At 70.8% G+C, this 12718-nt stretch carries 11 protein-coding genes; 6 read left to right on the forward strand and 5 right to left on the reverse strand.

The window, feature by feature from the left end; all coding sequences use genetic code 11:
* Window positions 1-267 precede the first annotated feature (267 nt).
* The gene (locus tag ACGFNH_RS26475) at window positions 268-1914 is read right to left on the reverse strand and encodes a phospholipase D-like domain-containing protein (protein ID WP_393657788.1); all 1647 of its coding nucleotides are present in this window, start codon (window positions 1912-1914) and stop codon (window positions 268-270) included.
* A 294-nt stretch (window positions 1915-2208) separates the two neighbouring features.
* Between ACGFNH_RS26475 and ACGFNH_RS26480 the strand changes: the two genes are divergently transcribed.
* A complete protein-coding gene (locus ACGFNH_RS26480; RefSeq protein ID WP_393657790.1) occupies window positions 2209-2691 on the forward strand; it encodes a hypothetical protein in 483 nt (160 codons plus the stop codon).
* 423 nt (window positions 2692-3114) lie between these two features.
* Here ACGFNH_RS26480 and ACGFNH_RS26485 read toward each other — a convergent pair whose 3' ends face one another.
* Together ACGFNH_RS26485 and ACGFNH_RS26490 are read right to left on the reverse strand one after the other, a co-directional pair.
* Window positions 3115-3606: a hypothetical protein gene (locus ACGFNH_RS26485; RefSeq protein WP_393657792.1), complete on the reverse strand. Its 492-nt coding sequence runs from the start codon at window positions 3604-3606 to the stop codon at window positions 3115-3117.
* 814 nt (window positions 3607-4420) lie between these two features.
* A complete protein-coding gene (locus ACGFNH_RS26490) occupies window positions 4421-5464 on the reverse strand; it encodes an amidinotransferase (protein ID WP_393657794.1) in 1044 nt (347 codons plus the stop codon).
* Window positions 5465-6100: 636 nt separating this feature from the next.
* Between ACGFNH_RS26490 and ACGFNH_RS26495 the strand changes: the two genes are divergently transcribed.
* Window positions 6101-7294 (forward strand): tetratricopeptide repeat protein, encoded by a 1194-nt coding sequence (locus tag ACGFNH_RS26495; RefSeq protein WP_393657796.1) that lies wholly within the window; start codon window positions 6101-6103, stop codon window positions 7292-7294.
* Complete coding sequence (locus ACGFNH_RS26500; RefSeq protein WP_393657798.1) at window positions 7291-8340, forward strand: polyprenyl synthetase family protein; 1050 nt, start codon at window positions 7291-7293, stop codon at window positions 8338-8340. Before ACGFNH_RS26495 ends, ACGFNH_RS26500 begins: the two co-directional genes overlap by 4 nt.
* A gap of 75 nt (window positions 8341-8415) precedes the next feature.
* Here ACGFNH_RS26500 and ACGFNH_RS26505 read toward each other — a convergent pair whose 3' ends face one another.
* The gene (locus tag ACGFNH_RS26505; RefSeq protein ID WP_393657800.1) at window positions 8416-9579 is read right to left on the reverse strand and encodes a hypothetical protein; all 1164 of its coding nucleotides are present in this window, start codon (window positions 9577-9579) and stop codon (window positions 8416-8418) included.
* The gene (locus ACGFNH_RS26510) at window positions 9576-9980 is read right to left on the reverse strand and encodes a PadR family transcriptional regulator (RefSeq protein ID WP_393657801.1); all 405 of its coding nucleotides are present in this window, start codon (window positions 9978-9980) and stop codon (window positions 9576-9578) included. Before ACGFNH_RS26510 ends, ACGFNH_RS26505 begins: the two co-directional genes overlap by 4 nt.
* 254 nt (window positions 9981-10234) lie before the next feature.
* Between ACGFNH_RS26510 and ACGFNH_RS26515 the strand changes: the two genes are divergently transcribed.
* The 3 genes from ACGFNH_RS26515 to ACGFNH_RS26525 all read left to right on the forward strand — a co-directional run bounded on the left by ACGFNH_RS26515 (window position 10235) and on the right by ACGFNH_RS26525 (window position 12324).
* Window positions 10235-10702: a hypothetical protein gene (locus tag ACGFNH_RS26515; RefSeq protein WP_393657803.1), complete on the forward strand. Its 468-nt coding sequence runs from the start codon at window positions 10235-10237 to the stop codon at window positions 10700-10702.
* 382 nt (window positions 10703-11084) lie between these two features.
* Window positions 11085-11750 carry a DUF4232 domain-containing protein gene (locus tag ACGFNH_RS26520; protein WP_393657805.1) on the forward strand — a complete coding sequence of 222 codons (666 nt, stop codon included), beginning with the start codon at window positions 11085-11087 and terminating at the stop codon, window positions 11748-11750.
* Window positions 11751-11961: 211 nt separating this feature from the next.
* On the forward strand, window positions 11962-12324 hold the full coding sequence (locus tag ACGFNH_RS26525) for a hypothetical protein (RefSeq protein ID WP_393657807.1): 363 nt from the start codon (window positions 11962-11964) through the stop codon (window positions 12322-12324).
* Window positions 12325-12718: the final 394 nt, after the last annotated feature.

The raw sequence follows: 12718 nt of genomic DNA on the forward strand, positions 1-12718 counted from the left end.
CGGCTGGAGGGGCAAGGTCGGAACCCTTGCTCCGGTGGCCGACTCTGGGTTGTCTCTTACCGCTTGATGCTTGCGCCGACACCCAACAATAACACCCCCTGTGGGGTTCCGATTACCCAGCGGACCCGGAAGCAGGGGTGAGGTGGATCTCATGGCGAAAAAGCATCGGAACAACGGAAGGGGACCGCCCCAATGGTACGCAGGATGCCCATTGGTGCGGTCCCCCGTTTCCGAAGTCAGGCCTGTGTCAGCGGACTTCGGGGACGTTCACTCAGGGCATACGCCCCGGGCGTAGTCGAACGTGGCCGTCGCTTTGGAGTACTTCCACTCCGGGTCCAGTAGCGCCTTCTTCAACTGCCCTGCGGCGGTACGGTCCTCGACGATGTAGCCGAAATCCTGCAACCAGGCCGGATAGAGGTTCTTCGACCCGACGTAGAACGCCGAGTCGTCCACCGAGACGACCTTGTGGTGAGCCGCGTACGGCTTGCCGTCCGCCCACCGCGCTTTCGAGGAGCTGCGGAACGTGGCGAGTTGGAGGTTCTCGCACATCGCCGACGCCGCCTTCTCCCGGCTCCCGGTGCGCTTCCGGAGCCGGTCGCGCAGAAGGTCACTGATCTCGGAGAGCGACTTGATCTGGGAGTAGCCACCGCTTCCGACGGCTCCGCGATTGGCCGGATCGCTCACGACGATGCGTACTTTCACGCCGTCCTCGAGCTTGGCCGCCAGGGTGTCGTAGAGCCGCACGTCGTAGCGCGGCAGCGGCGGGCAGGTGGCGTTGAGGTCCTGCTGGGAGATGTCGATGCGGTCCTCGGCGCTCGACACGAGTGAACGCAGCGCGCTCTCCTCCGGGTTGACGGTGTCGTAGTCCCGGTCCGCGTTGGTGCGGTCGGCGAGGCCGGCGGTGCACCTGGCGTCCGGCGCGGACGGCAGGGCGGGGGTGAAGAGGGAGGACGGGTCCTTGTCCTTGATGCCCACGCCGAGGCCGCCGACAGCAATGACCGGGACGTCCCCGACCGCCCGCGGTGCCGGCGCGCCGCCCTCCCCGCCGGTCTTTCCGCGATCTCCGTCCCCTCCGCCCTCCAGGGTCCGCATGCACGAGGCGCCGCCCGATGTCGCGAGCCACACCTTGCCGGGATTCCAGGAGTTGCCGCAGGTCCAGTCCCACAACGTGTCGAGGTACCGCGACGCGGACCCGGCCGCCGGACCGCTGAGCGCGATGTCGGCGTCCGCGACCGGGTGCGCGCTGTCGAGGTAGTCGTCCTTCCACCCGTTGATGCCGCCGGTGACGGCGGTCCGGCCGTCGACGACGAGGAGCTTGGAGTGGTTCCACGAGAACGCGGTCTTGGACGTGGTCATCGAGGCCACGTTGAGCGTGACGTCCTTCGCGGCGTCGCCGAGCTTCCCGATCAGCTCGTCGCGGTAGCGGGAGGGCACGACGTTCAGGTGGTAGAGGGGAGCGGCGCCGACGAGGATGCGCACCCGGGGCTTGTGGCCGGCCGCGACCGACGCCTTGAGCCCCTTGACGATCGCATCCTGGAAACCGCCGTTCGGGAACGGCGCCAGGGTGGAGATGTCCACGGTGCGTTCGGCCTGCGCGATGTTCCGCTCCATTCGCTCCAGCAGCGAACGGGAGCCCGCACGGTCCGTGCACGCCGGGTCGCCCCAGCAGCCAGGAGTCTGCAGCAGCCATCCGGACGGATCACCCTCGGGCGCGTCCAGCCGGTTGCCCTCGGTGCGCTGCCACACCGAACCCTCCAGGCCCGGCGAGACCTCCTTCAAGGCCTTCTCGACGGCGTCCAGATGGGGCGTGGGCGGAGTATCGGCCGCGTAGGCCGGAACTGCGGGTACGGCGCTGAGCGCGGTGGTGAGCGCGATGGCTCCGGGTATCAGGCGGTGGAGGCGACGACGAGCCAAGGGGTTTCCTTCTGGTGCGAGCTATGTGCCGAACAGGCTGATTGCCCGCTCGGCCCCCGAATGATCAGAAAGGTACCGGATCACTCGGTTCGATGATCATGGGGGTGCGGTGCGTGGTCGGTGGCCCGACAACCGCTCCTACGAGCTCTGTTGGAGCCCACTGCTGCTCCACTGCAGGAGTCCGTCGAAGGAGCCTTCGGGTTCCCGGGCGACGACACAGATTCCCGGAGTACGGCGCGGCGTAGGATCCGAAGCGGTGATCAGCCCGGGCAGAGTCGCGAGAGAGGCCGTCGGATGGACCCGCTCTACAAGCGCACGAGCAGGGCCTGCGAGGTGAGTGCCATCGATGAGCCGCTACGCGCCGGGATCGCCGCACATGCCGAGCATCACCAACTCGGCGACGTACTGGGCCGGACCGGATGGTGCTTCGAGACCTCCAGCGTGCGGCTGCGCAAGCCGGGCCTGTTGGCCCGCCTCATGGGCTCCGCGGATCCCGACACCGCGCATCGCACACTGACGCTGGTCACCCCTCCGGTTCTGCTGATCGTGGTCGAGGGGGAGAAGCGTGGCGTGCACGTGCGGTCGGCGAGGCTGGATGCCGTCAGCCTGGCCGCGTCGCGGCTCTCGGCCGATATCGACTTCGGGGTCGGCGTGACGGGGCAGTGGTCGGGCTCCACCGAAGGGGCGTCGTTCTACCTCGGATTCGGCGACGACACCGAGGGCCATCGTCTCCTCGACGCGCTTCGTACGGCTGTCACCGAGGCGAAGAGCGGCTGACCGGAAGCCGCGGGGGTGAGTCTGCCGCGCCCCCGGCTGTCCCGTTCACCGCACGCCCCCGGCTGTCCCGTTTGCGGCACGCTCCGGTCGTCCCGTTACGGCACGCTCCGGCCGTCGCGTTCACGGCACCCTCTGGCCGACTCGTTCACCCACACGCTCTCGGCAGTGATCCGAGGCACCGGCCGGCACAGCTTCCGCGCGCACGGGCAGGACCGCCTGCCTCGGGCAGGCGGTCCTGTGGTCGGCGATCCTGTTGCCACGTCCCGCGTCGCGCGGATGAACTCGCCACGGAGGGAGGCGAGTAGGCCGTGTGCCGGACTCCGGGCCCGGACGCAGAGCCCGGGGTCGGCCCGGGGCGGCGCGAAGGCGGCGCGGGTCGGCACGGGGTCGCGCGGGGACGAATGCGGCGGTGCGGCCGGTGTGTCAGCCGTCGCAGTGCTTGATGACGACGGGCGCGGTGGTGACCGTGCCGGTGGTCTGTGTCGTACCGCCCCGCGTCACGGTGGCCTTGTAGCGGACCCGGTAGGTTCCCGGAGCGCATTCGGCGGAGACCTCGTACGTCGCACCGTTCCCGGTGGAGACACCGTCAGGGTCTTCGACGTGGATGGTGGGCGTGACGTCGTATTCGCTGGGAGGAAGGGTCGCCCACGTGCCGTGGGTCTTGTGCTGCAGCGACGCCTGAAGAAGGTGCCCGTCGGGACGGGAGTCGCAGCGTGCCCTGACGATGCCGCTCAGCACCCATTCGAGGTCACCGCCGTCGCGTACGGTCACGGCGCCGGTGTCCGTGGCATGGGTGCAGCCCGCCACGGTGACCATGCGGTCACCGGTCGAGGGCATGGCGCTCGTGCCTGCCGAACCGGCCGGGCCCACAACACCCAGTAAGGCGGCCAGAGTTCCAGGGATTCCCGGATGCATGATCAAACTTCTCCTTCGTTCTCCCGGCGCGATCCGGTCAGCGATCGCCCGGCAAGCCGTGTCGTGGACGGGGAGCCGCCCACTCCCAGGAGGGAGCACGGGCGGCCCGGGTTCCGTATGCCGAGGTTCGGAGGGGGCGACGACCGCTGCGCGCCAGTGCCCCACGCCGTACCCGTCTCGCGCCTGCGGCGTAAGAAGGCTCGCGCCTGCGGCGCAGGGAAGGAGCGTTGGCCTGGGCAGGGGGTGCCGCCGGGGTCCGTGTCTGTGGCTGGGGCCGGTGACATGGCGTTTCCCGCATGCCCGGCTGGGCTGCGGTGGCACGTCGAGTACCGGTCTCGTCTCGCGCCTGCGGCGCAACGATGGAGCATCGGGGCGGCGGGGGGCGTGGCCGCGGTCCGTGTCCGTGGAGGGGGCCGTGACACTGCGGGGTACGGGCAGGCGCTCGGGGCCGTGCGCCTTTCTCCGACACCCGCTGTGGAATTGCTTGCCTCCGGTCAAGCATTTCGACGACGGGTCTCCGGGACCGGCTCGATCAACGGCCCAGGCGGGATGGCGTGGTTGGTCTGTTGCGCAACCGGACTATGGCCTGCGCTTCCGGACGCCTGGCCCAGCCAGGACCCCGCCCGCCCCGATGCTCAACCCCCACCACCGGCCGCCACCCGGCCGACAGCCCCCACCCGAAGCAGGCATACCGCCCCCACCACTCGCGCCCCGACAACCGCAGCACCGAGCCTACGAGCCGCCGCCTCCTACCGAGCCGTGCCGCGACGGCAGTACACCCCGGGTTGCTCGTCGCCGCGTTCCGAACGGCCCGTCAGCCGGCCGGAGTGCGGCGGACCGGGTGGTGGGAGCAGCGGAATCCGCCGGCGAAGGGGGTGACGGCGTCGAAGTCCATGGTGTGGACCGTGACGCCGTGGGCGGTGAGCTCGTCCGCGAGGCGGGGAAGGCGGGTGTCGAGGAGGACTTCGCCGGGGGCGAGGACGAGGACATTGGCGGCCAGGAGGTTGAGGGCGTCATCGAGGGTGACGTCGATGAGGTCCCAGTCGGCGATGAGCGGGGGCAGGCCGTGGGTGAACTGTTCGCGGGCGACGACAGCAAGTCCTTCGCGGACGGCAGCCAGGCCGTCGTCCAGGTGCAGGACCCGGGAGTGCAGCGGGACGCGGTGGACGCGGTACCGGCTGCCGAGCTGGGCGCGCAGCCAGTCGAGTCCGGCGTCGTCGGTGGCGTAGCGGCCCTCGCCCACGCCCACGAGTATGTCCGGGCCGAAGAGCATGACGTCGCCGCCTTCGAGGAAGGGGCCCTGGGCGAGCGCGACCTGGTCGAGGGGCACGGGGCGGCCCGGAGGTACGACGATGTGGTGGGCCCCGCGTCGCACCAGGTCGGCGATCAGGGGGCGCAGCCCGAAGCGTTCCTTGAAGCGGTGCGGCAGACGCAAGGACGCCTCGATCACGGTGTCACCGATGACGATCATGGGGTCGCGAGTGAAGATCTGGAGTGATACGGGCGAGAACTCGCCCAGGATCGCCTGCTCTTCGGGACTCAGCTCGACGGGCCGGTGGACGGTGATGTCGCGGTCCGCCAAAAAGGCGGCGAGAGCGTCGAGTTGGTCGCGGCAGCGCGTATAGCTCTCCGGATCGGTCTCGGACCAGCGCTTGCCCGCGGCCTCGGCCCAGCGGTGCTCGAACCCCTGGGGGAGGAAGGCGAGTGCCGCCTGGGTCTGGGGGGCGCGGGTGGGGAATGTGAAGTCCAGTGGGCGGCCCACCACCACCTCGGCCAGAGCGTCCCATTCGCGGTGAACGCCGACGGTCTGCGTCGTCCCGGGAGCGGCGAGGGGGGTGCTGGTCTCGTAGGGGGTCACCGCGCTCTCCCTTCCCCGTTCTGTCCGGCGGCGGCAGATCCAGGCCGGGCAATCGTGGTCACCGGGTCGTCCGCGACATCCGGGTGTACCGGAGCGGCTGCGGCTCCCCGGCCGCCGACGTCCGGCGGCGTCGACGCCTGGCCGGTGCCTGGGTGCCGCCCCGTACGAAGCCCGTACGACGGCGGCCTGCGCCGGGGCCTCCGCGCCTGGCTGCGTCGGTGGCGGCCATCGGTCGGTCCGGCGCGTCCCACGGCCGTGGCCGTCTCCAGACCAGTACACCGCAGCGCGCGCTACGGCGCCCGTCGACCCCCACGTCAACCGACAGCCGTACCGTCTCCCATCAGGCCGTTCGCCGCCGCCGGCCGCACGGGGACGAGGTGATCCGCACCCCGGCACGACGCCGCGTGCCGGCCCGTGCCGGGAACGGCGCTCTCGTCGGTGTCTGCCGAGGTGGGGCAACCTCTCTGGATGCTTCGACGTCTTGATCGGCAGCAGGCTGCCCCGGGTCTTCCGGGTTTCCCAGGCGGGTTCAGGGCTCGCTATACACTCCGCGTATACTGCGTGTGTATAGCTGGCTTCCGAGGTCCGGGGCGCTCCTGCCGGACAGCACGATGTCCCCGCACCCGAAAGGCTCGCATGTACGGCAAGGCAATCGCCCCGGAATATCAAGGCGCCCTGACCACCCTGTCGGTGAACAGCTCACTCACCGACGTCCTGGCCGCCGCCACCGAGCAGTTGAGCGCCGCCGAGCAGGCGGGGGAGCGGAGCGAGGTGGCACGCTGCGGACTGGCCGTCGCCGAGGCCCACCGGCGGCTGGGGCAGGTCGAGGACGCCGACCGGGCCTGGAAGGCCAGCTATCGCACGGCCCGGGAGGTCGGGGACACCGCGGCCATGGCGTGGGCACTGTGGAGCGGTGGCACCCTGGCCCGCCAGCGCGGCGCGTTCCCGCTGGCCTGGCGGCTGCTCGGGCTGGCTGCCGAACTCGGCGAGCGGGGCGGGGACATCGTCGTCCGCGGCTACTCGCTGGCCGGCCTGGCGGAGACGGGGCGCATCCAGGGCGACTACGAGGCCGTGGGCCGCCTTCACGAACAACTCCTCGCGGAGGCGCGGAAGCGGGGCGAGGCCCGCCACACCGTCTGGGCCCTGGAGGGCATTGCGCAGATGCACCGCAACACCGGCTCGTACGACAGCGCGTACGCGATGTTCGAGGAAGCCGCGGACATCGCCGCCGGAGCCGACGACCGGCGCGGCCGTGCCTGGGCCCTGCGCGGACTGGCCGACGTCGTCTCCGTACGCGACGAGGACACTCCGTCGGCGCTCCGCCTGCTCTCGGAGGCCGAGGAGATATGCCGGGCCATGAGCCTCTCCAGCGCTCTGGCCTACAACCACAAGATGCGTGCCAACGTCCTCTACCGGGCCGGGCGCTACGCCGAGGCCCGGGACTTCTACGAGCAGGCGCTCGCACGGTTCCAGGGGATGAGCGAGCCGCGCGGGGAGGCGCTGTCCCGGCTCGGTCTGACCAAGTCCCTCGCCCGCCTGGGCCGCGACCGTGCCCTGACGATGGCGGAACTCGCCGACCTGGAAGCCGCGTTCGCCCGCATCGGCCTGCGCCATGCCCGGGAGATGGCCGCACGGGCCCGGGAGGAACTCGCCTCCGACACCCCTCCGGCGGCCCGGGCCGGTGAGGGTTCCCCGGTCATGGCGACCCCGTCGACCCGTACGGCCCCGATGACCCGTACGACCGCGTCGACCCGTACGACCGCGTCGACGCGAGCCACCACCGCCCCGACTCCCGCCGGAGTCAACAGGACCGAGGAGGCCGTGCGGTGACCGTGACCCCCACAGCCCTCCGGACCGGGACCGCTCCCCAAGTCCTCGCCCGCTGCCGCGCGTTGGTGCGTCCCGCGCTCACCCGTGCCGTCGAACGCCTCCACCCCTGGGTCGGGGAGATGGCCGCCTACTCCTTCGGCTGGTGCGAGACCGGCGGCGCACCCGCCACCCACCCCGGCGGCAAGGGCATACGCCAGGCGCTGGCCGTCCTCGGGGCGGAGGCGGCCGGTGCGCCCGGGCAGGCGGGCGTCGAGGCGGCCGTCGCGGTGGAGTTGGTGCACACCTTCTCCCTGCTGCACGACGACATCATGGACGGCGACGCCACCCGGCGCCGCCGGCCCACGGTGTGGAAGGCGTACGGCACGGGTCCGGCAGTCCTGGCGGGCGACGCGCTGTACGCCCTGGCCGTCGAGACCCTCGCCGCGACCCCTGCGGGCCCGGATGCCCTGCGCCTGCTCTCCTCCGCGCTGGGCGACCTGGTGTCGGGCCAGGCGGACGACCTGCTGTTCGCCGCCCGCCCCTGGGCCGGGCCCGAGCGGGTGCGGCTGGAGGAGTACCGCACGATGGCCGAGCGCAAGACCGGCGCCCTGCTGGGCTGCGCCGCGGCGCTCGGCGCCCTGTTCGGGGGCGCGCCAGCGGAGACGGTCGGGGCACTGGAGCGTGCGGGGCGGCATCTGGGGCTCGCGTTCCAGGTGGTCGACGACGTGCTGGGGATCTGGGGCGACCCGTCGGTGACCGGAAAGCCCGCGCACGGTGATCTACGGGAGCGGAAGAAGACCTTCCCCGTGCTCGCCGCTCTCGACGCCCCCGGGCCGGAGGCCGGCCGGCTTGCCGCCTTCCTGGAATCCGCGGGGACCGTCGACGAGGCCGGTGCCCGGCGTGCAGCCGCATTGATCGATGAAGCCGGCGGCCGCACGGCGGCCCTGGCCGAGGCGGGTGACCACATCGCGTCGGTGGAGAGGGCCCTCGCGGATGTGCCGCTGGCCGCAACGGCCGCGAACGAATTGCGCGTGCTGCTGGACCACCTCGTCGACCGCGACGTCTGACGGGCGGACGCGATCTCCGCGGTGTGCGGCCCGGGCTCCGATGCGCGCCCGGGCCGTACACCATGCCCGCATGGCTCAGGCGCCGGGGCGAGTGGCCGAAGCGGGCGCGGTGGGCGCGGAGTTGCGCATCCGTGGCTCGCGCCGCAGCGCCCGTGCCGCGACCACGAGCAGCACGGCCTCGAGCAGGGCGACGGCCAATGCCCGGGCGACGCCGGTGATGATCCCGGCAACGGGGAAACCGGAGATACTCGTGTAATACGTCACCATGTCCAGGCACATGACCACCACGGGCAGACCGAGGACGGCCAGTGCCGCAGGCAGCGCGGGATCGTGGGCCGCCATGTGCGTACGGGGTGTCCGAACGGCCGGAGATCCGGCGGACTTCGGGGCCTCCGGGGGCCGGCGGCGCGCACGGGCGCGGAGGGTGAGGCACGCCGCTCCGCCCACCAGAAAGACCCAGCCGTGGCCCCCGTCGTCGAAGCCCAGGATCAGCCGGCCGGTGACTGCCGTGGCGAGAAGGACGAGGACACAGGCCGCTGTGATCCATTCACCGGCGAGGCCGGAGATCTCGGCGCGGGGCGCGCCGGGGTGGAACGCCGCCGCCACGCTGCCGAGGACCAGGACGACGAGAGCGACGGCTGCCGACTGCGCCACGGACGGGCCGAAGCCTTCGACCGCCGACCGGCCCAGGTGCACGAACGTGGGCAGCGCGGCCACGGCGCAGAATGCGGCGGCACGTCGCCGGTGCCCGGTTCCCAGAGCGATGGCCGCGGCGATCCAGCCGAGGGGCAGCACCACGACCATCAGTGCCAGCGCCGTACTGAGGGCGTCGGCGGACCCGTCGGGCGACCGACCGAGGAAGGCATCGAGTACCAGGTGCTTGTCCTCGGCGGATCCGCCGAGGAGGAGCGCCGCATCGGCCAGCAGGTTCACCGCCGTGGAGGCGGCGAACAGGGCCACTCCGAGCAGGCCGACGAGGCGTGCCGCCCGGCCGTAGGCGACGTAACGGGCCGGGGCGCCGGGCCCGGCCAGGCGTGTGCGGACCGCGAGGACGAGAACCCCGGCGACCTCGCGGGGCCTGGGGCGGCCCAACTCCGCTTCCTCGTCGAGCGGTTCGTGGTCGCTCAGGAAGGTGTCGACCATTTCCTCCTCGCGCTCCTGCCGGTAGTAGGCGGGCAGTACGCGCAGGAGGGCGCGGAACCGGTCCTCCAGCAGAGTGGGGGAGCTGCTCGTGCTCATGCGGTTCCTCCTGCTCCGGCGGGCCGTGCCCGTCCGCGGGACGGGGGAGCGGCGGTGGGCGCCGCGGGTGTCCCGGCCTCGGGGGCTCCGGTCAGACGCCGCTCCGCGGCCCGGACGTTGGCGGCCATCCGCGCGTTCTCGACCTCCAGCGCCCGGCGGCCGTCGTTGGTGAGGCGGTAGTAGCGGCGCAGCCGCCCCTGGTGGACCTCGTCGTGGTCGTGCTCGACGAGTTCGTCGGCCGTGAGCCGGTCGAGGACGCCGTAGAGCGTGCCCACGCGCAGATCGATGCGCCCGTCGGAGAGTTCGGCGGCCTCCTGCTTGATGCCGTACCCATGGCGCGGCGCGTCGTGCAGCGCGAGGAGCACGAAGAAGACCGGTTCGGTGAGTGGTTTCGACGCCATGCGGGCGAGAATACATCGGCAGCCGATACATGAGGAAGAGCGGACACCGAGGAAGTTGCCGTTGATGGGTGCGACCCTTGCCGGCTCTCGATACGCACCCCCGCGATCGGCTACCGGGCGATACGGTCACCATGCCGGGTCGGGGATGGTCGTGTCGCTGGCGGAGCGTCCACATCCGCTGCGCATTCCGTACACCGCGGGTATCGGCCGTGAAGGTGTGTCGCGGTGGCCCGCTTCCGTGATCGGCTGGACCAATGGAAGCCATCTGGACCAGTGTCGTAGCGGTGGGGGGCACCCTGTTGGGCTCCGTGATCACGCACACCTTCCAGCGCCTCGCGGCCAGGCGCACGGAGGCGTTCGCGCGGTCCGAGGCGCTCCGGCAGGAACGCATGGCCGTCTACAGCGCGTTCGCCGGAGCAGTCGAGGACTACCGCCACGGCCAGGCGGCACGCTGGTACCGCAAGTTGGAGGGCCCGGACGGGGAAGCATTCATCGCCGCGAGGGACGAGGCGCATCGTCTGCGGACCGTGGCCAGGCAATCGCTCTACCGGGTCAAACTGACCACCGATGACCGAGAAGTGATCCTCGCGGCCGAACTGGCTTATGAGAACACCCGGGATGTATCGAAGGCGCAAGGCCAGGGCGCACGCGACGCACAGGACACCGCGGCCAGGCGTGCGATAGAGGCGTTCGTGTCCAGTGCTTCGCCGCTGGTCCGTTGAGCCGGCCCGGCGGGCCTCTACGGCAGGTGATGCAGGACACCCCCATTTCCCTCGCAGTTGAGTAGCGGTTCATCATGCCCGAGCAGGCCGACCGCCCTAGCGTGCCCAGGGGCCCGGCCGTGTCCGATGTCCCGGAGCCTCGATCCTCCACGGGACAAGCACCTGCTGTCGGACGTGGGGAACTCCGGCCATCCGCACGGCCATTGGGCAGCTTGGGACGCCACCTCGACCGGCTCGACGTCCTCCGCGGCAGCCATGCCCCCGGTCGACATGGCTACGCGCTCAGTACGGGGATGCGGCGCGGTCGCTCGTCGACTGCGTGACACGGTCCCGGCGCCCCGTGCGTCCGGACCGCATTGACGGCCGATGAGAAAGAGATCCAGTGAAGATACGCACCATGGGCATCCTGCTGTCCTCCGTGGCGATGGCAGTTGCCCTGACCGGATGCAATGACAACGAAGGGGACACGGCCAAGGGGGACGGGAAGTCGCAGTCCACCCCGGCCGAGAATTCGAAGCCGTCCAAGGGCAAGGACGAAGGCGGCAAGGGCGAAGGCATCGCCGAGGGCGAGAAGGACCCCGCCTCGGGCGGCGGGACCAACGGTGGCAACGGCTCGGGTGGTTCGGGCGGCTCCGGCGAGGAGAGCACCGAGCCCTGCTCGAATCCGGACCTCAAGGTGACCATGACGGTTCAGGCGGGTGAGGGGAGCGCGGGCGCTTCCACCGTCCAGGCGAAGAACACGGGCTCCACAACGTGTCGTCTCCCGAAGGTTGTGGACCTCTCCCTCTGGGAGAACAAGAACGAGCTTCCGGTCGAGCTGGAGGTGGACCCCGCGGGCGAGGGACTGAAGCTCGCCCCCTCCCGTTCGGCCTCGGCGACCCTTGCCTACACCCTTCCGGGAGACAAGGAAGGCCGCATGGTCCACGGCGCTGTCTTCGCGTTCGACGAGGTCGGCGACGTCGACGCCGAGTTGATGGACGGGATCGGCATGGACGGCATGTACATCAAGGGCTCGGACTTCATCCTTTCCGACTTCCAGCGGGACTAGCGCCGCCGCAGGCGACGTTCGTCCTGTCTGCGGGGCGGAACGGCCTGCTCGGTGTTTTCCCGGAGTTGGCCGGCGGCGGCCTGTCGTGACTTGTGAGACACGCCGCCGGCCGTCCGGGGTCCGGTCCGGTGGTCACAGAACGCGAGGTGTCGGGCGTGGGCCGGTCTCGTGGAGCGCTGATCCGATACGTGGGCTCAAGCTGTGGCAACGGGTGGTGCTGATCGTGTTCCTGTGCGCTCTGGCGCTGCCGTTGCGGTTCGCCGCGAAGAACACCTACCGGTACATCGACGGGCACCGGACGACGACGGAAGGACACGTGAACTGCCAGCCGGAAAGCCCATGTCGGGGCGTATCGCGACTTCCTGGTGGACAGCGGGGCAAGGGTGAGATCGAAGGTCTGAACCCCGAATACCATGAGGAGCTCGTGACGGACATACCGGTATTCGCAGGCCGGGATTGGGCTGTCGCCGACCGCTCTGACCTGATGCATCACGCATATGTGGAAGTCGCAGGCACTGTGATCGGCGCGGGTCTCGTCCTCAACGTCGCCTGGGATGAGCGGCGGCGTCAGTAAGGCTTCGACTCGGACGTCGGTCCGGACGGCGTGGTCTCGCCAGGATGTCGACCGCATCCAGCTCGACACCGGCCTGCCCGGCTTCCGGCGATGGGCCACTGATCGGCCGTGGACACCGCGACGCGACCCCGCCGACCTGCCACCCGCGCCGACCGGCCACCCGCGCCACCCGCGACCGGTGTTTCCGGGGCGCTCTGGACCCCGGTTCGGAACCCGGAGGGAGGGATGATAGGAAAGAGGACGAGATGGGCCGCATCCGGCCCTTTTCTGTCGAGATCGGGAGTGTAGTGGTGCGAACCGAAGCGAGCGTGAACGTCATGGCCCGGTATGGGCTTCCGTTCCCCGCATCGGTACGTCGTGGTGTCGCGTACGGCCGGGCGGGACGTACGAAGGA

This window comes from Streptomyces sp. NPDC048639, assembly GCF_043199075.1.
GTDB lineage: Bacteria > Actinomycetota > Actinomycetes > Streptomycetales > Streptomycetaceae > Streptomyces.

Bases quoted from the DNA above. Each gene is read 5' to 3' on its own strand.
- ACGFNH_RS26495 (WP_393657796.1), top strand. From the start codon at position 6,101: ATGTACGGCAAGGCAATCGCCCCGGAATATCAAGGCGCCCTGACCACC.
- ACGFNH_RS26485 (WP_393657792.1), bottom strand. From the start codon at position 3,606: ATGCATCCGGGAATCCCTGGAACTCTGGCCGCCTTACTGGGTGTTGTG.
- ACGFNH_RS26480 (WP_393657790.1), top strand. From the start codon at position 2,209: ATGGACCCGCTCTACAAGCGCACGAGCAGGGCCTGCGAGGTGAGTGCC.
- ACGFNH_RS26505 (WP_393657800.1), bottom strand. From the start codon at position 9,579: ATGAGCACGAGCAGCTCCCCCACTCTGCTGGAGGACCGGTTCCGCGCC.
- ACGFNH_RS26515 (WP_393657803.1), top strand. From the start codon at position 10,235: ATGGAAGCCATCTGGACCAGTGTCGTAGCGGTGGGGGGCACCCTGTTG.
- ACGFNH_RS26510 (WP_393657801.1), bottom strand. From the start codon at position 9,980: ATGGCGTCGAAACCACTCACCGAACCGGTCTTCTTCGTGCTCCTCGCG.